The organism is Acidimicrobiia bacterium (genome assembly GCA_035651955.1).
In the GTDB taxonomy this organism is placed as follows: domain Bacteria; phylum Actinomycetota; class Acidimicrobiia; order IMCC26256; family JAMXLJ01; genus JAMXLJ01.
This window is the reverse complement of record DASRES010000087.1, coordinates 1-21,558: the sequence shown is the minus strand read 5'-3', so window position 1 is coordinate 21,558 and position 21,558 is coordinate 1. Positions and strand designations below refer to the sequence as shown.

The 21,558-nt window shown below is 72.5% G+C and carries 19 protein-coding genes; 9 read left to right on the top strand and 10 right to left on the bottom strand.

Going from position 1 to position 21,558, the window contains the following annotated elements; translation table 11 throughout:
* Nucleotides 1-7: 7 nt before the first annotated feature.
* Nucleotides 8-1,555: a glycosyltransferase family 39 protein gene (locus VFC33_19120; protein ID HZR15356.1), complete on the bottom strand. Its 1,548-nt coding sequence runs from the start codon at nt 1,553-1,555 to the stop codon at nt 8-10.
* 152 nt (nt 1,556-1,707) lie between these two features.
* Between VFC33_19120 and VFC33_19115 the strand changes: the two genes are divergently transcribed.
* Together VFC33_19115 and VFC33_19110 are read left to right on the top strand one after the other, a co-directional pair.
* Nucleotides 1,708-3,945, top strand: a complete 2,238-nt coding sequence (locus VFC33_19115; GenBank protein HZR15355.1) for a hypothetical protein — start codon at nt 1,708-1,710, stop codon at nt 3,943-3,945.
* 30 nt (nt 3,946-3,975) lie between these two features.
* On the top strand, nt 3,976-4,929 hold the full coding sequence (locus VFC33_19110; protein HZR15354.1) for a type IV toxin-antitoxin system AbiEi family antitoxin domain-containing protein: 954 nt from the start codon (nt 3,976-3,978) through the stop codon (nt 4,927-4,929).
* 13 nt (nt 4,930-4,942) lie between these two features.
* Here the strand turns inward: VFC33_19110 and VFC33_19105 are convergent, their stop codons facing one another.
* Nucleotides 4,943-5,824 (bottom strand): sterol desaturase family protein, encoded by an 882-nt coding sequence (locus tag VFC33_19105; protein HZR15353.1) that lies wholly within the window; start codon nt 5,822-5,824, stop codon nt 4,943-4,945.
* A 168-nt stretch (nt 5,825-5,992) separates the two neighbouring features.
* Between VFC33_19105 and VFC33_19100 the strand changes: the two genes are divergently transcribed.
* On the top strand, nt 5,993-6,622 hold the full coding sequence (locus tag VFC33_19100) for a hypothetical protein (GenBank protein ID HZR15352.1): 630 nt from the start codon (nt 5,993-5,995) through the stop codon (nt 6,620-6,622).
* A gap of 20 nt (nt 6,623-6,642) precedes the next feature.
* On the opposite strand, the gene VFC33_19095 is transcribed toward VFC33_19100, so the two are convergent.
* The 3 genes from VFC33_19095 to VFC33_19085 all read right to left on the bottom strand — a co-directional run bounded on the left by VFC33_19095 (nt 6,643) and on the right by VFC33_19085 (nt 10,221).
* Nucleotides 6,643-7,641 carry a GAF domain-containing protein gene (locus VFC33_19095; protein HZR15351.1) on the bottom strand — a complete coding sequence of 333 codons (999 nt, stop codon included), beginning with the start codon at nt 7,639-7,641 and terminating at the stop codon, nt 6,643-6,645.
* 85 nt (nt 7,642-7,726) lie between these two features.
* Nucleotides 7,727-8,965, bottom strand: coding sequence for a glucosaminidase domain-containing protein (locus VFC33_19090; protein HZR15350.1), 1,239 nt, complete (start codon nt 8,963-8,965; stop codon nt 7,727-7,729).
* A gap of 77 nt (nt 8,966-9,042) precedes the next feature.
* A complete protein-coding gene (locus VFC33_19085) occupies nt 9,043-10,221 on the bottom strand; it encodes a hypothetical protein (GenBank protein ID HZR15349.1) in 1,179 nt (392 codons plus the stop codon).
* Between the two features lie 92 nt (nt 10,222-10,313).
* On the opposite strand from VFC33_19085, the gene VFC33_19080 reads away from it, so the two are divergent.
* On the top strand, nt 10,314-10,766 hold the full coding sequence (locus VFC33_19080) for a VOC family protein (protein HZR15348.1): 453 nt from the start codon (nt 10,314-10,316) through the stop codon (nt 10,764-10,766).
* Nucleotides 10,767-10,773: 7 nt separating this feature from the next.
* Here the strand turns inward: VFC33_19080 and VFC33_19075 are convergent, their stop codons facing one another.
* The 3 genes from VFC33_19075 to VFC33_19065 all read right to left on the bottom strand — a co-directional run bounded on the left by VFC33_19075 (nt 10,774) and on the right by VFC33_19065 (nt 13,190).
* The gene (locus tag VFC33_19075; GenBank protein HZR15347.1) at nt 10,774-11,760 is read right to left on the bottom strand and encodes a hypothetical protein; all 987 of its coding nucleotides are present in this window, start codon (nt 11,758-11,760) and stop codon (nt 10,774-10,776) included.
* 38 nt (nt 11,761-11,798) lie between these two features.
* Nucleotides 11,799-12,755, bottom strand: coding sequence for a sigma-70 family RNA polymerase sigma factor (locus VFC33_19070; GenBank protein ID HZR15346.1), 957 nt, complete (start codon nt 12,753-12,755; stop codon nt 11,799-11,801).
* Between the two features lie 270 nt (nt 12,756-13,025).
* Entirely contained in the window at nt 13,026-13,190 is a 165-nt protein-coding gene (locus VFC33_19065; GenBank protein HZR15345.1) for a hypothetical protein, read from the bottom strand.
* 113 nt (nt 13,191-13,303) lie between these two features.
* Here VFC33_19065 and VFC33_19060 point away from each other — a divergent pair, with 113 nt between their 5' ends.
* The 5 genes from VFC33_19060 (at nt 13,304) to VFC33_19040 (ending at nt 17,072) form a co-directional block, all read left to right on the top strand.
* Nucleotides 13,304-14,098 (top strand): SDR family oxidoreductase, encoded by a 795-nt coding sequence (locus VFC33_19060; protein ID HZR15344.1) that lies wholly within the window; start codon nt 13,304-13,306, stop codon nt 14,096-14,098.
* A 144-nt stretch (nt 14,099-14,242) separates the two neighbouring features.
* On the top strand, nt 14,243-14,830 hold the full coding sequence (locus VFC33_19055) for an HhH-GPD-type base excision DNA repair protein (GenBank protein ID HZR15343.1): 588 nt from the start codon (nt 14,243-14,245) through the stop codon (nt 14,828-14,830).
* A 2-nt stretch (nt 14,831-14,832) separates the two neighbouring features.
* Nucleotides 14,833-15,570, top strand: coding sequence for a hypothetical protein (locus tag VFC33_19050; protein HZR15342.1), 738 nt, complete (start codon nt 14,833-14,835; stop codon nt 15,568-15,570).
* Nucleotides 15,571-15,600: 30 nt separating this feature from the next.
* The gene (locus VFC33_19045) at nt 15,601-16,254 is read left to right on the top strand and encodes a GDSL-type esterase/lipase family protein (protein ID HZR15341.1); all 654 of its coding nucleotides are present in this window, start codon (nt 15,601-15,603) and stop codon (nt 16,252-16,254) included.
* Between the two features lie 41 nt (nt 16,255-16,295).
* Nucleotides 16,296-17,072, top strand: a complete 777-nt coding sequence (locus VFC33_19040) for an enoyl-CoA hydratase-related protein (GenBank protein HZR15340.1) — start codon at nt 16,296-16,298, stop codon at nt 17,070-17,072.
* A gap of 4 nt (nt 17,073-17,076) precedes the next feature.
* On the opposite strand, the gene VFC33_19035 is transcribed toward VFC33_19040, so the two are convergent.
* The gene (locus VFC33_19035; protein HZR15339.1) at nt 17,077-19,749 is read right to left on the bottom strand and encodes an EAL domain-containing protein; all 2,673 of its coding nucleotides are present in this window, start codon (nt 19,747-19,749) and stop codon (nt 17,077-17,079) included.
* A 379-nt stretch (nt 19,750-20,128) separates the two neighbouring features.
* A complete protein-coding gene (locus VFC33_19030; GenBank protein ID HZR15338.1) occupies nt 20,129-21,310 on the bottom strand; it encodes a beta-ketoacyl synthase N-terminal-like domain-containing protein in 1,182 nt (393 codons plus the stop codon).
* Between the last annotated feature and the right edge of the window lie 248 nt (nt 21,311-21,558).

Sequence of the window (21,558 nt, the reverse complement as noted above, 5' to 3'; positions counted from 1 at the left end):
GAGGGGATCAACTCGCGGCCGCCAGCGTCAGCGCCTGCTCGCGCAGGCTGCTCGGCGTGGCGTGCAGGCGGTACACGCCGATCTTGTCGATCGACCGCACGTACGTGTAGTTGTCCGCCACGAGCGCGGCGAGGCTCGGGTAGTTGACGATCGGGTAGTACTGCGAGCCGCGCACCTTCGCGGGCGACGTGTCGAGCAGGTACTCGGGCGGATGCGTCGCGAAGTCCTGGTAGAACTCGGCCCACGCGCCCGGCGTCGCGAGGTCCGGGGAGACCTCCTGGGGCGGCCGCCCGCCCCAGTGCCCCGTGAGGAACCCCGTCGTGATGAACCGCGTCGCCGGCTCGCGACCCGACGCCCAGTAGATCTCGGGCAGGTGACCCCACACGAGGACACGGTCCTGCGGGCGGGTGTGGCTCTCGAGGAACCGGCTGACCTGCGCGTACGCGGGCTCGTTGTCGATGCGGTCGGCCCAGAACGCGGCGATCGAGAAGCCGGTAGCGATCATCGCCGCGAACACGATCGTGCCGACCGCGAACGCGACGTGGCGCCGCGCGAGGAAGCCGGTGGCGAGGAGCGCGAGCGGCGGGAGCAGCTGCAGGTAGTAGTGGCCGAAGAACCGGAAGCCGATCGCGACGGAGACGGCGCCCGACAGGAGCCACAACCACAGGTCGGCGTTCTCGCGGCGCGAGCGCAGTGTGAACGGCACCGCCCAGAGCAGCGGCAGGTTGGCACCCACGTACGCGCCGGTCTTCCCGAGGAAGCGCGCGACGACGAACATCGACGCGTTCTTGACCTCGATGTAGCTCCCGTTGCCGAGCACGGCCCAGAACAGCAGCTCGCCCGGTCCGACGAGCAACGCCACGATGGCGATCGGCACGACGAACCCGAGCAGCGCGTCGCGTACCCCACGTTTGCCCTTCGTCTTCGCGACGACGTACAGCACCGGCAGCAGCGTCGCGGCCGCCGTCTGCTTCGCGAGCGTGGCGACCGCGAGTGCCGCGCCCGACGCGGCTGGTTGCTTGCGGCGCGCCAGGACGAAGCCTGCCGTCATCGCGGGGAGCATGAAGATCTCGAAGTTCGCGGCCTGCCCGTCCTGCGGGACGAACAGCAGCGTGCCGAACGCGCACAGGAGCCCGGCGATCCATGCGGCGCGGTCCCCGTACCGGCGGCGCGCCTCGATCGCGACGAGCCAGGCCGTGAGCGCGGCCGCGATCACCGCGAGAACGCGTACCGTCCAGAGTCCGTTGGTGTGGAAGACGCGGAACGTGACGGCATACAGGTACGGGACGAGCGGTGGCTTGCGGTCGACGGCGTCGTGATAGAGACGGCCGCCGTGGTTGAGGACCTGCGCCTGCGTCGCGAGGTACGTCTCGTCGGAATTGAAGACGTCGACGACGTACCCCGCGGCGTGCAGCGCGGCGAGCAGCAGGAGCAGGCACGCGAGCAGGCGCCACGGCCGGAACGGGCGCGACAGGCCGCGATCCGCCGCGCCGGCGCCTTCGCGCGCCTCGACGCTGGTCGCTGGCCCGGCGCGGAGCACCGTCCCGGAATCCACGCGGCTCCCTCACCCGGTCGTCGCCTCGGACATTGTGACGCGCAGGTCGCGACCCGCTCGGGATCACGCCTGGCGGCTCCACCACCGAGCCTGCCACCCGAATACTTGCCCATGCCGTCACCCTGCGTCACGGTCGGGATCGGCGGCCGCGCATGAACCGCCGCCGCGTGCTCGTCACGAGCGCGCTCGTGACGTTCGTGCTGGTCGTGGTGGCCGCGGCACCCGCCGGCGCAGGCCGCGCGACCACGACCGCGCCCGTCCGGCGTGTGCTCGTCGTCTCGTTGCCGACGGTCTCGTGGGCAGACGTGCGCGACGCGAACCTGCCCAACCTGCGCCGGCTCCTCGCCGGATCGGGCATCGCCGACCTGTCGACGCGCTCGGTCGCCTCGCAGACGACGCCGGGCGACGGCTACGGCACGATCGGCGCGGGGACGCGCGTCGTCGGCGTCCCGACCGCCGACGGCCTCGCCCTCGGACCGGGCGAGCGGTTCGGGACGGACACCGCGGCGAACGCGTTCGAGCGTCGCACGGGACGCCCTCCTCACGGCGCGGTCCTCGCGCTCGGCGCACCGGAGATCGCGGCTCGGAACGCCCGTCTGCTGTTCGACGCGCACCCGGGCGCGCTCGCCGACGCGTTGCACGGCGCGGGATGGCACACCGCGGTCATCGCGAACGCCGACCAACCCGGACCGCGGCCGCCGTCCGTCACGCTCCACCGCGAGGCCGCCCTCGGGCTCGCGGACAGCACCGGACAAGTGGACGGTGGGGTCGTCGACGAGTCACTGCTGACACGCAGCCCGTCGGCACCGTTCGGCGTGCGCACGAACCAGGCCGCGGTGCTCCGCGCGTTCGACGCGGTGTGGAAGGACCGCTCGGTCGTGCTCGTCGAGGCATCCGACCTCGCCCGCGCCGATGCCGCCCGCCCGACGCTCGGGAACTTCGCGCGCGCCGTGACGCGCGAAGACGCGCTGGAGCGCGCCGACCAGCTCGTCGGCCGGCTGCTGCAACGCGTCGATCCGCGTCGCGACGCGGTGCTCGTCGTCGGGCCGTACCACCCGGCCGGGCATCTCGCGTTGACGGTCGCCGCGTTGCGCGCGCCCGGCGTCGAGCCCGGCCTGCTGCGCTCGTCCACGACACGACGCGCGGGCTTCGTCCAGATCGTCGACGTCGCGCCGACGGTGCTGCAGCTCGCGGGCGTCGCGCGACCGGACACGATGGAGGGGCGACCGATGGTCGACGCGTCGGCCGGCGGGTCGTTCGCCCAGCACATCTCGTTCCTGGCGGACGCGAACGGCGCAGCACGCTTCCGTGACGCGACGCTCGGGACGGCCGCCGCGGTGTTCGTCGCCCTGTCGATGTTCCTCGCCGCGCTGACGGTGCTCGCGCTCGCGACACGCGCGACACGTGTCGGCGCGTACCTCGAGATCACGGCCCTCGCGCTCGTCGGGTTCCTCGCGGCGACATACCTCGCGCCGGTGCTCGGCTTCAGCGCCCGCGGCAGCGTGGCCTACTGGGCGTTCCTCGTCGGCACGGCGGCACTGTTCGGCTCGCTGTGCATCGTGCTCGGCCGCCGGGGGGCGCTCGTCCCGCTGCTGCTCGCGCTCGGCGCCCTCGTCGTCCTGCACGTCGGCGACGCGCTGAGCGGCGCGCACCTCGAGCTGAACTCGGTCTTCGGCTACACGCCGACCGTCGGCATCCGTGTCGCCGGGCTCGGCAACATGGCGTACTCGCAGCTCACCGCGGCGGCGCTGCTGCTCGCTGGTCTCGTCGCGTGGCGGTGGCGCGGGCGCGGCGGGTTCGCGGTCGCGTGCGGCCTGCTCGTCGCCGTGCTCGTCGTCGTCGCAGCCCCGTTCTGGGGCCAGAACTTCGGCGGCTCGCTCGCGGCCGCGCCCGTGTTCGCGCTGGCGCTGCTGTTGCTGAGCGGGCGGACACCGAACCTGCGCACGGTGCTCGGTCTCGGCGCGCTGGCCGTCGTCATCGGCGTCGCGATCGGTTTCGTCGATCTCGCGCGGCCCGCCGCGAGCCGGACGCACGTCGGGCGCTTCTTCGAGCAGGTCGCCAACGAGGGATGGCACGGATTCTGGCTGGTGATCCACCGCAAGGCCGACGAGAGCCTGGGCACGTTCGGACACTCGGTCTGGACGCTGATGACGATCGGGATCCTGCTGTTCCTCGCGTTCCTCGCGTGGGCGACGCCGCGTCCGCTCGCCGCGATCGAGCAGCGCGTCCCGACGTTGCGCGCCGCGCTCGTCGCGTTGCTCGTCCTCCTCGTGCTCGGCGTCGCGCTGAAGGACTCCGGCATCGCCGTCCCCGGGATGATGCTCGGCGTCGCGAACGCCGCGTTCGTGTACCTCGCGGCGCGGTTCGCGCTGAGACCGCACGCGACGTGACCGTCACACCCCCGTGGTCATCTCTGGGGGATGAACGGTACTGAGCACCTGCGATCTCCCAGAGGTCGCCCGGACGCGGCGGTCGCCCGCCTCGCCGAGGCCCAACACGGTGTCGTCACGCGCGGGCAGGCACTCCTCGTCGGCATGTCGGCCGAGATGGTCCGGCACCGCGTGGACACCGGACGCTGGCGCCGGGTCCTGCCGGGCGTGTACGTGATCGGCGGCGTCCCGAGGTCGGGGCGCCAGGAATGCCTGGCCGCGTGCCTGTGGGCCGGCCACGGGGCGGTCGTCTCCCATCGATCGGCCGGTGTCCTGTGGGGGCTCGACGGCGTGTCGGCGGACCGGATCGACATCACGGTCCCCAAGACCGTCGACCATCGGTCGAACAGGTTGACGGTGCACAGGACGTCCTTCTGGTGCGACGACGACCTCGACGAGGTCGGCGGTGTGCCGGTCACGTCAGCGACCCGTACGCTCATCGACCTCGCCGGCGTGCTCCGGCGCGACGCACTCGAGCTCGCGCTCGAGGACGCATTCCGGCGCGAGCTCTCGACGCCCCGGGCCGTCGAGGACGCGGTCGAGCACCCGGCGCGCGGACGGCGCGGGCTCGCGCAGCTCCGCGTGCTGCTCGCGGAGCGCCGGCCCGGCCCGCGGAGCGAGAGCGGGTGGGAGGTCCGCGTCGCGCGTCTGCTCGTGAGGCACGGTCTCCCCGTGCCGGCGCGTCAGCACGAGGTCGTGCACGACGGTCACCGCTTCCGCCTCGACCTCGCGTACGTCGACGAGCACGTGGGCATCGAGTTCGACAGCCTGCGTTGGCACTCGGGCCGGGCACGCATCGAGCACGACTCGCACCGGCGGAACGCGCTTCGCGCCGCGGGGTGGCACCTCGTCCACGTCACCGCGGTCATGGTTCGGGAGCGGCCCGAGCTCGTCGTCCGCGTCGTGCGCGACGCCCTTCGACGACCTTTGGGGCAGGAGCGATGACGCGTCCCGCTGATCACCCAGAAGTCGTCGACGAGCTGCGGAACGGCCACGCGAGCTGGCGGAGGTAGCCGGACGGAAGCTCGTCGTCGACGCCGTAGCGCTCGGGCCACTCGCGGTGCGGGAGGTGGAGCGTGCCGAAGAGCTTGTCGACGAACGGGAACTCGCCCGCGAAGTTCGTGTCGTAGGCGGCCTCGACGTTGCCGTGGTGCCAGTGGTGGAACTCGGGCGTCGCGAGCACGTAGCGCAGCGGGCCGAACGTCAGCCGGACGTTCGCGTGGATGAACAGCGCCTGCAGCGTGGTGAAGACGAGGAACGCGCCGAACGTCGCGCGCGAGAAGCCGAGCACGTACAACGGGATCACGACGCACGACCGCGTGAACGCCTGGTCCACGGGGTGCAGGCGCGCCGCCGCGAGCCAGTCCATCTCGCGGATCGAGTGGTGCACCTTGTGGAAGCGCCACAGCCACGGGACGCGGTGCGTCGTGCGATGGGCCCAGTACCCCGCGAACGACGTGACGAGCAACGCTTCCCCGAACTGTGCGGCCCACGGCTGCGAGGCGACCGCGGTACGCACGCCGTCGGGCACGACCGCGTGCAGCGAGCCGCCGACGGCGACGACCGCGACGACGAGCCCGACGGTCGTCAGGACGTTGTTGACGACGAAGTGCACGACGTCCGTCCGCCACCCGGCGCGGAACACGTGCTGCGGGTGCAGCGAGAACAGCCGCTCGATCGGCACGAAGATCGCGGCCGCCACGACGAGGCCGAACAGGATGCCGTCGCGGACGGCGAGCGCCACGAGGAACAGGGCGAGCGTCCCGAGCCCGACGAGGATCCCGGAGCGCGTGGGAGCGTCGTGCTCGTCGGCGTGGGGTGCGTAGGTCGAGGTCTCCATGCGTCGAGTGTCGACCCGAGCCGGCGCGATGGGAAGCGCTCGGCCGATCGCTTCACGGTTCCCTCACACGACCTGACGAGTCCTTCACGGTCGGCGAACGCGCCCGCAACGGTCGGGGCTCATCGTCCCGGGCGTCTCGAACCAACCCCCCGGAGGAGAGGAGACGCCATGAGCATCAAGTCAACCCTCGTCACGTCGGCCGCCGCGCTCGCGATCGCCGGCGGCGTCGCGCTGGCGGTCCCCGCGGCCGCGTCGGGCGGTGCGCCGACGGTCGCGCCGAGCTCGTCGAACGCGCCCGCCGCGTCCGCCACGCCGGCGGTCCTGGCGAGCGCGTCGACCGGGACGAGCACCGCGAGCACCGCACAGACGTGCGACGTCAACCGCGACGACCGCTGGCCGCTCTACGCGACGGGCCGCCCGAAGGGCCTCGACGCGGGCGACGCCGGCGGCGTGTACCTGTGGCACGACGACGACGGCTGGCACCTGCGCGTGACGCACAGCAACGACCACGTGCAGGTCTACAGCGGCACGATCGCCACCGCGGGCGAGATCCGCTTCCAGCGGGTGCTCGACGAGCGCGGCGACCGCGCCTGGGTCGGACCCGACCACCACGAGCTGCACTTCGTGTTCACGAACTTCGGTCACCTCGACGGTGTCGACTTCCAGACGAGGTGCGCGCCGAGGCTCGGGTTCGCGCTGCAGGGTGACGGTCACACGCTTCCCGCGTCGCGCGTGAACATCGGCTACTTCTCGACGCACCCGGCGAATGTGCCGTTCCAGATCGCTCGGATCGGCTGAGCGACGCCGTCGGCTGATCGTCAGGCGGTGACGCCGAGGAGGCGTTGCGCGTTGGCGTCGAGCGCGGCGAGCAGCGCGAGGCGGTCCTGCGGGGCGACGGCGTCGTCCCGCAGGGCCGCCACGACGTCGCGGATGGCGCTCGACGCGGACCGCACCTCGTCGGCGAGCAGATCGGTGGGCTTGTCGACCATGAGCACTGCGGCCTCGAAGCGCCGCGCACGCGCGATCACGTCGGCGGCACGCCCGGCGAACTGGCGCACGAGGGCGAGGTCGTCGTCGCCGAAGCGCTCGGTCGGCGGCGCACCGAGCGTCAAGACGCCGAGCAGCACGTCGGCGTGCACGAGCGGCGCGCACACGACGGACGACACGGCGTCGCCGCGTGCCTTGGCCCCCGGGTCGACCTCCAGCGGCACCGGACCCGACAGCAGCATCGGCTCACGCGCCAGCGCGACCTGCGCGACGAGCGAGTCTGCGACACGCGGACCACCGTCGACGGGCCGCGCCACGACCTCGTGCAGCTCGCCGTCCTCCGTCAGGAGCTGCACCGACCCGGTCGCCGCCACGACGATCCGCAGCGCCTCGTCGAGGACGACACGGAGCGCGTCGTCGAGCCGGAGGCAGCCGGCGAGGTTGCGCTCCACATCGGCGAGCGCGGCCGAGCTGAGGATGCGTTCGGCCAGCTCGAGGTTGATCGCGCGCGCCTCGTGCCCGAGCGTCGTCAGACGGCGCAGGTGACGCTCCTTCTCGAGCGCGTACGCGATGAACGCGACGGCGAACACGATCATCGCGAGGCGCGCGGACGTCGGGTCGACGATCGACGAGTTGCGCTTGAGGTCGACCCAGAGGTCGTCGACGAGCGTCGTCATCACGAGACCGAGGAACACGACGACGGAGACGAGCGCGATCTGCAGCCGTCGCCGCTGGATCGCTGCGTCCGTGACGTGCCCGTCGGCCCGCAGACCGGCGACACGCTCCTCGCGGCGGATCTGCTCGCGCAGGTCCTCGAGCGTGGTTCCCATCGAATCCCCCAGGTCTCGCTCCAACGCGTTATCGGCGGGAACAGGCCTCGGGCTTGAACGCGAACCGCGCGACGTCCGGCGCAGGTCAGCTCGGATCGTGGTCGGTGACCCAGCCGAGGATCGTCTCGTACACGCCGAGGATCGCGTCGCCGTAGCCGTCGGCGGTCGCCCAGGTGTGCGTCAGACCGGCCCAGGTCGGCGCCTGACCCTTGCGGAAGTTCTGGTCCATGTTCGGATCGACGGGCGGGTGCGCGAAACGCGCGACGGTGATCGTCGGATCCGCGTACACGTGGAGGTACTGCATCTGGACGCGCACGCCGGTGAGCGCGTCGGGATAGACGTGCCCGTGCGCGCAGCTGTCGCACGCACCGATCCCCGCGAAGTTGTTGTCCGTCCACGCGACGAGGCCGCCGTCGGGGAAGCCGAAGTACCCGGTCTCGACGATCGACTGCGCGAACGCGATGTCACCGCGCACGCCCTCGGCCGCTCCCTCCGACACGTACAGCCCGGCGAGCTGGTCCATCGGGATCGTCGTACGCGCGCGGTGACGGGTGGAGCGGAACCACGCCGCGAGCTGCGCGCCGGTGAGGACGGAATGCCCGAGGATCGGCGTCGCGGTGCCGTTGCGGATCGACAGCCAGCGGTCGAGCCGCGTGTGCGCGACGGCCGCCGCGGCCTGTGCCCGCGTCACCGCGGTCACCGCGGACGGCACCTGGTCCTGCAGCTCGTGCACACGGTCGCGGCGCCGCCGGCGTTCCGCCTCGGCCGCGTCCGCGGCCTGCTTCGCGGCGATGCGGTCCGCGCGCGCCTGCGCGACGACTCGCCGCCGTTCGTCGTCGACACGCGACAGCAGCTGCTGCGCGCGCCCCGCCTCGAGCGGGTCACTCGCGTTCACGAGCAGGTCGAGCTCGGACATGGAGCTGGAGTCGATGTACGCCGCGACCGCGACCTTGTCGACCTCGGCGCGGCTCGCGTCGTAGCGCGCCTGCGCCTGCGCGGCCGCGACGTTGAGCGCGGCCGTCGCGGCCTCCGCCTGGCCGAGCGCCTCGACGGCGAGCGTCAGGTCGTGCTCGAGACCGTTCCGACGCGCGACCGCGGTGGCGAGCGTCGCGTCCGCGCCGTCGGCGATGGCACCGAGCGTCGCGATGCGTGCCGCCGGCGTGTTGTCGCCAGTGGCCGACGACGCGGGGTTGGGCGCGGCGGTGGCCGGCGAGCCGGGGATCGCGGCGACCGCGACCGTCGACGCGAGCACCGCCGCGGCCACCACGGCCAGGACCCGGCGCGCGCGCAGCCCGCCGGCCGCTCGCCGGCGCGTGGTCGTCACGCGACCGTTGATCGGCACGCGGGGCGCCCGGGTTGACGCCCGTGCGCTCCCGCCCCCCGTTCGGTCGGGCCCGACCGTCACGCCACGGACACCTCGGCCTCGCCGGCCGGGACCTCCGCCGGGCCGGATCGGGGCGGCTCGGGCAGGGACTGCGGCAGCGGCCGGGCGTCACGCAGCGTCCACGCCATCGTCAGCGCGCGGGCGAGCACGAGCGCGCCGAGGAACCAGGCCCACGTCACCGTCCAGCGGTAGTGGTGACCGAGCCGGCCGAACACGACCCCGAACACCGCGGCGTCGAGGACGACGAACGCCGCGTAGTCACGCCACGGCACCGCGAGCAGGACGAAGAACGGGACGAACCACAGGTCGTACTGCGGCGAGTACACCTTGTTCGCCACGAGGAACACCGCGGTCGCGATGCCGGCACCGACGACGGCGTCGAGCCGCCCGCGCCACACGAGGACACTGACCGCCGCGACACCGGCGACGACCGCGATCACCGCGCCGCCGTTCGTGAGCGAGCGCGCGACGCCCGCCGGGAGGAGCGCGCCGATGCCGGGAGGGCTGAGCACGTAGTGCCAGAGGCTGCCCCAGGTCGCGTCGCGACGCGACTGGAAGCGCAGCGGGTAGAGCCAGCCGCTCGGTGATGCCGCGAGCACGGGGACGTTGACGAGCGCGACGGTGGCGAGCGCGCCCGTCAGCAGTCGGAGCGCGCCACGCGCGTCGCGATCGCGCAGACGCGCGGCGACGAACACCGGCACGAAGAGTCCCGGGTACAGCTTCGCGGCGGCACCGATGCCGAGCATCACGCCGGACGTCGCGTCGAGACCCTCGCCGAACGCCACGATGCCCGCGATCGCGGGGACGACTGCGAGCAGGTCCCAGTTCGCGGCGCCGTAGAGCAGCAGTGGTGGCGCGAGCGCCCAGTACCAGGCGCGCCGTCCTGCGCGGCGTGCCAGCAGGTAGGTGCCGATCAGCGCGAGGACGGCGAGGCCGAGGCCCGTGACCGTGAAGAACGAGCGGGCGCCTGACGACACGAACGTCGCCGCGTAGAACGCGGCACCGACGAGCACGGGGTACTCGAGGTTGCGGTCGAGGTACGGGGGCGCGTCGGGTCGGATCGCGCGCGACCGGTACAGGCTCGGCAGGTCGCTGATGCACGGGCGGGAGCACGCGAGGCGGGCGCCGACGCCGGTCCCGACCGTGACCGCGGTGGCGACGACGAGCACCGCCACGATTCGACGAGACGCGGGCACGACGGCGAATCGTACGCGGCCGCTCGTCGCCGTCCCGGTCGCGCGCGGAGCGTTCGACGGGCGCCGGCACGGACGGTCCGTAGAATCCGCGCATGGCGGGCGTCGCGTTCAACCACGTCGGGCACTGCGTCACCGACCTGCCGCGCAGCAGGAGGTTCTACGAGGAGGTGCTCGGCTTCGAGGTCGAGCGCGAGATCACGCCGCCCGACGACGCGTCGGCGAAGCTGCTCGGGCTCACGCCGCCGCTCGGCATGACGGCGTGCTACCTGCGCCGGGACGGGCTCGTCCTCGAGCTCCTCCACTACGCGGACAAAGCGACGGTCGCGCGCCCGGCGCGCGTGATGAACGAGCCGGGACTGACACACCTGTCGGTGAGCGTCGACGACATCGCGGACACGTGTCGCCGCGTGCGCGAGCACGGCGGCGAGGTGCTCGAGGGCACGGACATCGGCGTCGGCATCTTCGTCCGCGACCCGGACGGTCAGCTCATCGAGCTGCTGCCGATGAGCTACCGCGAGAGCCTGGACGCGTCGAGCCCCGGTTGAGCGCGGGTCACCCGACGTCGCCCTCGGCGCGGGGCAGCGACACGTCGACGACGAGCGCGCCCTGCTCCTCGTGACGCTCGACCTTGCCGGCGAGGTCGCGGACGGCGGCCTCGACGACGTCGAGCGCGGGGGTGGCGCCGTGGGTGTCCGACCAGCCCGCGCACGTCACGCGGACGGCGACGCCGTCGTCGCGCGCGGTGACCCGGACCGAGAGCTCGTCGGCCCGCTTCGCGACCGCGGCGAGGAGCTCCTGGACGACGCGGAGGACCGCGAGCGTCTGCGACGCGTCGAGCGCGGGGTCCGCGGTCCACTCCTCGAGCTCCGCGTACGTGCCGACGTCCTCGCGCAGCAGCTCGAGCTCGGCCGCGAGCGCGGCCTCGAGCCGAGGCACCGGATCGGCGAGCTCGTCGCCGCCCGGCGCGTCGCCGCGCGCCCAACCGACGCGGTGCTGACGGACGAGCTCCAGGCGCCAGAGCGCGTCGGGCAGCGCGCGACGGCCCGCATCGCGCGCCAGCTCGAACTCGAGCGCGTCGACGCGTTCCGCGAGCTCGGCGGCGCGCGCCTCGGCCGCGGCGGTCGTGACCGTCAGCTCGTCGGCCTGCGCGGCTCGGCGCGCGACCGCGACCTCGTCGCTGCGGTCGCGCACGATTGCGGCCCAGGACCGGCCGAGCGGGAGCTCGCGGTACGCCACGGGCGTCGACGACCCGTCCGCGCGGGCGAGGTCGCGGCGCCCTGCACTGCGGTCGCCGTGCAGCACACGCTCGTCGAACCGGCCGGGCTCGCCGAGGTCGGCCGCGGTCCAGCCGAGGATCGCGTGGGCGCGGTCGTCGAGGGCGACCACGGCGCGCCGCGCGTCGAGCCGGATGACGCCGTCGCCGGGTTCGACGGCGTCCGCGAGGCGTGGGCGGGCGCGCGCGACACGCGCCGCGGCGGCGAACACCACGATCGCGACGACGACCAGCCCGATCGCAACACCCAGCGCAACCGCGTCCACTCCCGCGGAAGGCTACGCGTGCGGAGCCGGACGCGGGGTCACCCCGCGAGCAGCTCCCGCGCGCCGCGGTCGGCCGACGGGTGGCGCAGGCGTGCGAGCGCCTTCGACTCGATCTGACGGATCCGCTCACGCGTCAGGCTGAACAGCGCGCCGACCTCTTCCGGCGTGCGCGGCTCGCCGCGGTCGAGACCGAACCGCAGACGCAGGATCTCGCGCTCGCGCTCGTCGAGGATCGACAGCAGCTTCTCGACCTCGTTCGCGAGGAGCGAGCTGGCCGCCGCGTCGAACGGCGACTCCGCGGACCGGTCCTCGATCAGGTCGCCCAGCTCGGTCTCGCCATCCTCACCGACCAGCTCCGACAGCGACACCGGCTCGGCCGCGTGACGGAGCAGCTCGGTGACCTTCGCCTCGGGCGTGTCGAGCGCTTCGGCGAGCTCGTGCAGCGTGGGTGTCCGGCCGAGCTCGGCCTCGAGCTTGGTGCGCGTCTTCTGCAGCCGCGCGAGCTCGTCACCGGCGTGGACCGGCAGACGGATGGTGCGCGCCGTGTTGGCGACGCCGCGCTGGATCGCCTGGCGGATCCACCACGTGGCGTAGGTCGAGAACTTGAAGCCCTTGCGCCAGTCGAACTTCTCGACCGCGTGCATCAGGCCCAGGTTGCCCTCCTGCACGAGGTCGAGCAGTGGGAGCCCCGACGCCTGGTAGCGCTTCGCGATCGAGACGACGAGGCGGAGGTTCGCGTTGACGAAGGCCTGGCGCGCGGCCTCGCCCCGGCGCACCGCGCGCTCGAGCTCGACGCGCTCTGACCGGCTCAGGGCCTTGTCGGCGCGGGCCAGCGCCTCGCGCGCGGCCCGCCCGTTCTCGATCTCCTGCGCGAGACGGGCTTCGTCAGCCTTCGTGAGCAGCTCGTGGCGGCCGATGTCGTCGAGGTAGAGCCGGACGAGGTCCTCGTCCTGCGGCTCCGCCTTGCGTTCGGCTCGCTTGATCGTCCGGGCCAATGAACCTCCAAGTTGATCGCCCCGCCGCGACGGGGGGTTCGCGGCGGGTGCGGTGTCCCGAGCTCCGTCGCCCGTCCGTACGAGGCGACGGCTCAGGGAGACCCACGCGAGGGGGAACGTCGGGTCGTGCCGCTTTGTTCCATGTTCGCCCGCACCGCGGCGGAAGTCACAACCGGGGACGGGGCCGGTCCGCTCGGCGTGACGGTCGCTCGCCGCACGTGGCGGATTCCCTGGCACAACGCGGCGGCGGCGGTGCCTGTTCCCCAGCCGTCAGCCGCCGTACCCGTGGGCGTGCGCCGCCTGGCCCTGGCGCGCGGCCTGGTCCTTCGCGCGCTGACGACTGGCTCGGTCGCCGGACTCGTAGCGGTACCGCTTCCCGTGGTCACCCCACTGGTAGAAGGGCCCGACCCGGTCCTTGCCCCGGTGTACCGGCATCCCCTCACCCCCTCTCGACCACGCGGGCCGTCGCCGGCCGCAGGGAACTCCTGCCCGCGGCGGCGGACCCCGCAAACCGGCCGGCCGGGCCGTCCCGGTACGCTCCCCCGCCCGTGGACGACGTGCTCGAACCGTTCCGGCTCACGGGCCGCGTGGCGATCGTGACCGGCGCCGGCCGGGGGATCGGCGCCGCGGTCGCGCGGACGTACGCGCGCGCCGGTGCCGACGTGGCGCTGACCGCGCGGACGGTGGAGCAGCTCGACGAGGTCGCCGACGACGTCCGGGCCGCCGGCCGCCGCGCGGTGGTCGTGCCCGGCGACGTGAACGACACCGATCTGCTCCGCGAGCTCGTGGAACGCGCGAGCAGCGAGCTCGGCCGTGTCGACGTCGTCGTCAACAACGCCGGCGGCACCGCGCCGCGCCCGTTGCTCGACACGTCGGAGGGCTACCTCGAGCGTGCGTTCCACTTCAACGTGACGACCGCGTTCGCGCTCACGAAGCACGCGGTGCCGCGCATGCTCGAGTCCGGCGGGGGCGCGGTCGTCAACATCTCGTCCGCGATCGGACGCCTGCGCGACCGTGGCTTCGTCGCGTACGGGACGGCCAAGGCCGCGCTGTCGCACATGACGCGGCTCATGGCCGCGGACCTCGCGCCGCGCATCCGCGTCAACGGTGTCGCCGTCGGATCCGTCGCGACGTCCGCGCTCGGGACGGTCCTGACGAACGAGACGCTGCACGACGAGATGGTGCGCCGTACACCACTGCGCCGCCTCGGCCGTCCCGAGGACATCGCGCTCTGCGCGCTCTATCTCGCGTCGCCGGCGTCGAGCTTCGTCACCGGCAAGCTGTTCGAGGTCGACGGCGGGCTCGAGGAGCCGAACCTCGCACTCGATCTGCCGGACGTGTGAGCGTGTGCCTCAAGGCGAGCGGCCGCGAGGCGGGTATCCCACCGAGCAGCGAGCCGTGGCCAAGCGGCCTGGCGCCAACAGCGCCGAGAGCGGCCACATCGAGAGCGTGCGCCTGTAGGGCGCACGCTCTTAGGCTGCCGCCCCGTGCCGCGGCCGAAGCGTGACATCCCGATCACGAGTGACGACGACGCGAACCGTCTGCTCGTCGACAACCCGTTCGCGCTCCTGCTCGGCATGCTCCTCGACCAGCAGGTGCCGATGGAGTGGGCGTTCCGCGGCCCGGCGCTGCTGCGTGACCGGCTCGGCGGCACGTTGGACGCCCGCGCCCTGGCCGCGCTGTCGCCGGAAGAGGTCGAGGCGCGGTTCAAGGAGAAGCCCGCGCTCCACCGGTTCCCGGGCTCGATGGCGAAGCGCGCGCACGCGCTCGCGCAGCACGTCGTCGACCACTACGACGGCGACGCGTCGAAGATCTGGAAGGGCGCGCCGGACGCGACGACCGTGCTCGAACGGCTGCGTGCGCTGCCCGGATACGGCGACGAGAAGGCGAAGATCCTCCTCGCGATCCTCGGCAAGCGGCTCGGTGTCGCGCCGAAAGGTTGGGAGCAGGCCGCGCGCCCGTTCGGCGACACCACACCGCGGTCGGTCGCCGACGTCGACTCGCCGTCGTCGCTCGCCCGCGTCCGCGAGTGGAAGCGTGCGCAGAAGGCGCGCGGGAAGTCGAAGGCCGACTGATCGTGCCGCCGAAGGTCGACTTCGCGTACTTCTCGTTCACCGAGATCACCGAGCCCCGCGAGCACGCGGCCTACAACGAGTGGCACCTCTTCGACCACATGCCCGAGAACCTCGCGCTGCCGGGGATCGTGTGGGGGCAGCGGTGGGTCGCGACGCGCGACATCGCGCGCGTCGGCGACGACGACGCGCTCGACGCGGTGCACTACGTGACTGCGTACCTCATGACCGAGCCGGCCGACCGGACGCTCGGCGAGTTCCTCGGGCTCGGCCACGCGCTCCGAGCGCTCGGGCGGTTCCACCGGCATCGCCGCGCGCTGCTCGGCGGTCCGTTCCGGCTCGTGAAGACGTACGTCGCCCCGCGCGCGCTCGTCGCGCCCGACGCCGTGCCGTACCGACCGCACCGCGGTGTGCTCGTCGCGTTGCTCGACGTCGACGACCCGCGTCGGGGTGACGAGGTGGCGCGCCACACCGACGACGTCCTCTGTCCCGCGCTCGTGGCGACTCCCGGCGTCGCGGGCGTGTGGTGGTTCGAGGCGATGCCGGACGCTGCGACCACGCTGGCCGCGAACCCGCCCCGCCGCACGATCCACGTCGCGTGGATCGACGGCGACCCGGCCGCGGTCGCGGGCGCGGCGAGCGGCCTCTACACCGACGCGACCGCGCGCACGGGATCGTCGCTGCGCTTCGCGCGCGTGCTGCGCACGGTCGATCCGTACGGCGCGTTCGACTGGTTCGACTGACGACGGCGCGCGCGAGGGAATGCTCCCCGCGTGAGCCGGCGGAGCACCCACACGACGATCGGGTTCGCAACCGGCGCGGCCGCCGCCGCGTGTCTCCTCGGCGCGGTCGCGCTCGCTGGGTGCGGCGGATCGGGGTACGAGGCCGTCAAGGCCAACATCGTCGTGATCGGCGACTCGATCACCGTGCAGTCGACGCGCGAGGTGAAGGCCGCGCTCGCGGCAGCCGGCTGGCATCCCACGGTTCAGGGCATCTCGGGCTCGACGATCGCGGGTGGGACGCACGGCGGGTGGCCGGGAGCGGCCCGCCGCCTCGTGCAGCGCCTGTTCCCCGAGGTCGTCGTGGTCGAGCTGGGGACGAACGACACCGCGCCGAACGTCTGCTGCGCGAAGGTGCCGGCGTCGATCGACGCCATGAAGGACGCGCTGGCGCACGTGCCGCACGTGCTGTGGCTGAACGTCCAGGAGGGGCGGCTGGACTCCGCCAACGCGGCGCGCGTGAACCGCGACCTGGAAGCGGCCGCGAAGCAGTGGTCGAACCTCCACATCGTCGACTTCAGCGGCCGGTTCGCCGGCCGTCCCGAGTGGCACGTCGGTCCCGGCCCGCACCTGACACCCGCAGGACAGGTGGCGTTCGCGCAGCTCGTCGCGCAGGCCGCGGCGCCGTGGGCGCCGACGCGCCCGTAGCGCGCCACACTGGCGCCGTTCCCGACCAGCGGAGGACCGGCGTGGGCGACACCGTGCGGTACGAGCGCGACGGGCACGTGGCAACGATCACGTACGACCGACCCGACGCGCTCAACGCGATCAACGCGCAGATGCGGCGTGACCTGAACGCGGCATGGGAGCGGTTCCGGGACGACGAGGACGCGTGGGTCGCGATCGTCACCGGCGCCGGCCGCGCGTTCTGCGCGGGCGCCGACCTCCACGACGGCGCCGGTGCCGCGGGCGCGTGGCCGGGGTCGTTCTGGGAGATCCCGACGATCAACTCGTTCGAGAGCGGTCTCGAGCTGTGGAAGCCGACGATCGCGGCGGTCGACGGCTACTGCCTCGGCTACGGCCTCACCGCGGTCACCGCGTGCGACTTCGTCCTCGCGAGCGAACGGGCCGAGTTCGGGTTCCCGGAGGTCAAGCTCGGTGTGCCGACGATCGTCGGCGCGATCCGTCTCCCAGGCCGCGTCCCGATGCAGCACGCGCTCGAGCTGCTGCTGACCGGCGACCGGATCGGCGCGTCGCGCGCGAAGGAGATCGGCCTCGTGCTGGACGTCGTCCCGGCGGCCGAGCTGATGCCCGCGGCGCGCCGGCTCGCCGACCGGCTCGTGCGCGCCGCGCCGCTGGCGGTCCGAGCGACGAAGGAGATGGCCTACCGGGGACGGACGCTGCCGTGGCTCGACGCCGTCCGCTTGGGCGAGACGATGCGGCGCGTCGCCGGCGCGACCGAAGACGCGCGCGAAGGGATGAGCGCGGCACGCGAGGGACGCGAGCCGCAATGGCGCGCGCGGTGACCGATCAGCCGTGCCGGCGGTTCGAGCGGCCGGACGACTCCGGCGTCTCCGCCTCGACGTCGCGCGGCCGCCACAGCGGTGCGGGGACCGCGATCTCGAACGAGACCTGGTTCGCCGGCACCGGCCGGGCGATGAGGAACCCCTGGCACATCGTGCAGCCGAGGCGGCGGATCTCCGCGAGCTGGTCGGTCGTCTCGACGCCCTCGGCGACGACGGTCAGGTTGAGCGACCGCGCGAGCTCGACGACCGCGTGCACGATCGCCTCGCTCTCCGGGTCGCTGCCGAGACCGTCGACGAACGAGCGGTCGATCTTCAGCATGTCGACCGGGAACCGCTTCAGGTACGCGAGCGACGAGTAACCGGTCCCGAAGTCGTCGATGACGAGGTGCACGCCGAGGGCGCGCACCGCGGCGAGCGTGCGTGCCGCGCCGGCCGCGTCGTCCATGAGCACCGACTCGGTGATCTCGAGCCACAGCGACTCGGGGTCGAGACCGGACTTGCGCAGCGCCTCGGCGATCGTCGCGACGAGCTCGGGGTCGCCGAGCTGGCGCCCCGACAGGTTCACGCTCACGTGCATCGCGTGCGCACCCGGGACCGTCGCCTTCCAGCGGGCCATCTGCGCGCAGGCCTGCTCCAGCACCCACGTGCCGAGCGGCAGCACGAGGCCGGTCTCCTCGGCGATCGGGATGAACTCGCCCGGCGTGATCGGGCCCCGCGTCGGGTGGTTCCAGCGGACGAGCGCCTCGACGCCGACGACCTTGTTCGACAGCATCGACGCGATCGGCTGATAGTAGACGTCGAGCTGGCCTTCCTCGATCGCGATGCGCAGGTCGCGCTCGATGTCGAGCCGTCGCTGGGCCTGGGCACGCAGCGCCTGGTCGAACCGCTCGACGCGCGCGCGCCCCTTCTGCTTCGCGTGGTACATCGCGACGTCGGCGTCGCGCAGCACCTCTTCCGCGTCCGCGACACCGCCCTGCACGAACGACACGCCGACGCTCGCGGTGATGACGACCTGCCGGCCCGACGAGAGCGAGATCGGCTGCTCGACGAGCTCCGCGAGCTCCTGGGCGCGCCGCTCCGCGGCCTCCGGGCTCGGCAGGTCGAGGCACAGCACGACGAACTCGTCGCCGGCGAGACGCGCGACCGTGTCGATGTTGCGGGTCGCGGCGTGGAGCCGCTTTCCGATCGCGACGAGCACCTCGTCACCGTCGAGGTGCCCCATCGAGTCGTTGACGGTCTTGAACCGGTCCAGGTCGACGAAGAGCACCGAGACCGTCGAGCCCGACCGCCGGGCGTGCGCGAGCCCCTGCTCGAGCGCCTCCACGAACGTCGCCCGGTTGCGCAGCCCCGTCAGCGCGTCGTGCTTGGCCTGGTAGCTCAGCTGGTTCTCCGCGCTGCGCCGCTCGGTGACGTCCGAGAACGAGCACACGACGCCGTAGGGGCGGGTCTCGCCCTCGGCGACGAGCGGCCGCGAGTGGATCGACAGCCAGCGGCGGTCGCGTCCGTCGCGCGCGACGCCCATCAGGACGCCCGTGCCCGGCTCGCCCGATCGCAGCGTCACCGCGGCGGGGTGGTCGCCCTTGTCGAAGGGCCGGCCGTCGGTGTGCGTCGCGAGCCGTTCGCCGGAGAACACGGAGAAGAAGTCGGCGCCGATCGTGACCTCGCCGAGGATCCGCTCGGCGGCCGGGTTCGCAGCCGCCACGCGACCCGCGTCGTCGGTGACGATGATCCCCTCTTCGAGCGCCTCGACCACCGCGGTGTAGCGCTGGTCCGCAGCGCGGCGCTCGGCCTCCGCGCGACGCGACTCGGTGATGTCCGCGCACACGACCACGGAACCGGTGACGGCGTGCACGTCCCGCACCTGCGCGACGGACACGCGCACGTCGACCGGCGAGCCGTCCGCGCGCCGGTGCACGCTCTCGTGGGGCTCCATCGGCTCGCGCCCGAACCCGTCGGGCGCGCCGACGAGCTCGTCGAGCCGGCGGCCGATCGCCTCCTCGGCGGTGAAGCCGTACGTCTTCTCGGCGGCCGGGTTCCAACTCTCGACGACGCCCTCGCCGTCGACGCCGATGATCGCGTCGGACACGTGTTGGACGAGGTTGGCCTGGTATCGCAGGCTCGCCTCCGCGCGCCGGCGCTCGGTCAGGTCACGTAGGATGACCTGGAAGGCGGGCTCGCCCTCCCACCTCGTTCGCACGCTGACGGATTCGACGTCGAGCACGCCGCCATCGAGACGGACCAGCGTCAGCTCCGCCGGTTGCGAATAGTCGTCGTCTTCGCGCATCTCGGCGATGCGGGCGAGCACTCCCGGCAGTGAGTCGGGGTGAACGTACTTGACCATGGGGTCGCCCACGACCGCGTCGATGGATGGTGCCCCGACCATACGCAGCGCCGATGTGTTGCCCCAGCGGACGATCCCGTTCTGGTGGACCATGATGCCGTCAGGGCTGAGCTCCACCAGGAGTCGGTAGCGGTCGATGTGCTCCTTGAGCGCCTGCTCCGTCTTACGGGGATCGGTCACATTCGCAACGACGCCGACACACCCGACGACGGACTCGCCCGCCATGACCGCTTCCGCGCTGACCGCAATGACTTGCGACTTCCCGCCCGCGTCGACGACCTCGCGCTCGAGCGCGTAGTCGGTCCACGGGGCGCCCGCGCACACGACCGCGATCACGGGGTCAACCAGCCAACGTCCGACGTCCGCACCGGGCGCGAGCGTTGATGCCCGATCGCCAGACGGCGTAGACCCTACGACGTCTTCGACTGATCCGTGCCAGGTCAGGTGGCCGTCAGCGGTTGTGAACAGAAAGCTCGCCATCCTGCCGACACGCATGGCGAGGCCGTGGCAGGCACCGAGGTCGACCGCTCCGCGTTCGACCGAGGTGCGCCCAAGGCGCCCCCGGTCTTCATCGCCGTACCCACTGCCATGCGCGACCACCTACGTCCTATCGACCGGTCGCATGGCCGGGTTGAACGTTTCGGCACGTGACGGGCGCTACGACGTAGGAGCTGGCTCTTTGCCGCAGGGCCTGATCGGCCGGGTCGGCCCGCTCCTACGGCTCAGTGAGCACTACCACCGCGTTGTGACCGCCCATGCCGATCGACGACTTCACGGTGATCCCTGGCTGTCGCAGGGTCGGACCGTCCAACAGGCGCGGGTGACCGGGTGCGACCCGGGGCGACGCCGGGATGATTCCCGTCTCGTACGCCATGCACGTCGCCGCGAGCTCGATCGCCGACGACGCAGCCTGACAGTGCCCGGTCAGTGGCTTTGTCGAGTAGATCCCTACCGCCTCGGTGAACACAGTGTCGAGGATGTGTGCCTCAGCGGCGTCACATTGCGCCGTTCCCGTGCCGTGTGCGTTCACATAGACGACGTCGAGCGGCGACACGCCCGCATCGGTGAGTGCTCCGTCGAATGCGCGACGAACCTGAGTCAGATCAGGCTGGATCGCGATCGGGTGGAACCCGTCGTTCGTCATCGCGCCGCCCGCGAGCCGCAGGTACGGCGCTCCGCCGCTCGACATGACGAAGGCGATCGACGCCTCGCCACCGATGAACCCGCGACTGCCTTCCTGGAATGGCCGGCAGACGTCGAGCGCGGGCGCGTCGACCACTGCGGCGCCGAGCTCGACGAACGCGCGCATGTTCTCCGGACGGGCCGAGATGTCCGTAGCCACGACAACGACGTCGCTCGCGACCCCGGCGTCGAGCCACAGCTTCGCTGTCAGCGCTGCGGCGTTGCCGGATGCGCACATAGCCGTGACCGCCATGGTCGGGCCGTGAAAATCGTGTTGCTGCATGACTGCGACGAGTGGGGTCGATGGCATCAAGCTCAGGTATTGGCGCCGGCGGACGTGCCCGCCGTTGACCGTCCAGAAGTCGTGCCAGCCGTCGACCTCGCCGAGCACGACCGCATGAATCAAGCCGACGTTGGGTCCCGGACGCCAACCTCGGTCGAGCGCGTCCTGTACGGCTTCATCGACCGCGCCCGTCAACGCGCCAGCGAACCGGCTCATGCCGTCCGGACCTTCATCGGACACGAGCGCGGCATAGGCGACGTCGTGACCGAGCACCCGCTCGTATCCGGAACGCGGTACCACCGCGGACTCCCCCGAGACGAGCCCGTCCCAAAGACGTTTGCGACCCCACCCGTAGCCGCTGACCGCCCCGACTCCGCAGATCCCAACACGCGTGCGGGTGCCACCGCCCGTCGCGTCGATCGTCGTCGGCATCGTGCCTGCCTTCACTTCGCACGCGCGCGCGAGCGCGCGCCGCCGACGGTCCAAGCCCACCGTGACGGTCCCCTTCCGAGGCGGTCGGCATCGCCTCGTCCCCGTGGGCAGTGTAAGGACGACCGCGGTCCACGCGCCAGGGACGTTTTTCCCCCTCCGTCGTGACGCACCTGACACTTGTGAGACGACGAGCGCGAACGTGCGCGCGACGAGCGTTCGGTTGCGTGTCAGTACGGCCAGGACCACTC

Bases quoted from the DNA above. Each gene is read 5' to 3' on its own strand.
- VFC33_19115 (HZR15355.1), top strand. From the start codon at position 1,708: ATGAACCGCCGCCGCGTGCTCGTCACGAGCGCGCTCGTGACGTTCGTG.
- VFC33_19110 (HZR15354.1), top strand. From the start codon at position 3,976: ATGAACGGTACTGAGCACCTGCGATCTCCCAGAGGTCGCCCGGACGCG.
- VFC33_19105 (HZR15353.1), bottom strand. From the start codon at position 5,824: ATGGAGACCTCGACCTACGCACCCCACGCCGACGAGCACGACGCTCCC.
- VFC33_19100 (HZR15352.1), top strand. From the start codon at position 5,993: ATGAGCATCAAGTCAACCCTCGTCACGTCGGCCGCCGCGCTCGCGATC.
- VFC33_19095 (HZR15351.1), bottom strand. From the start codon at position 7,641: ATGGGAACCACGCTCGAGGACCTGCGCGAGCAGATCCGCCGCGAGGAG.
- VFC33_19080 (HZR15348.1), top strand. From the start codon at position 10,314: ATGGCGGGCGTCGCGTTCAACCACGTCGGGCACTGCGTCACCGACCTG.
- VFC33_19065 (HZR15345.1), bottom strand. From the start codon at position 13,190: ATGCCGGTACACCGGGGCAAGGACCGGGTCGGGCCCTTCTACCAGTGG.
- VFC33_19030 (HZR15338.1), bottom strand. From the start codon at position 21,310: ATGCCGACGACGATCGACGCGACGGGCGGTGGCACCCGCACGCGTGTT.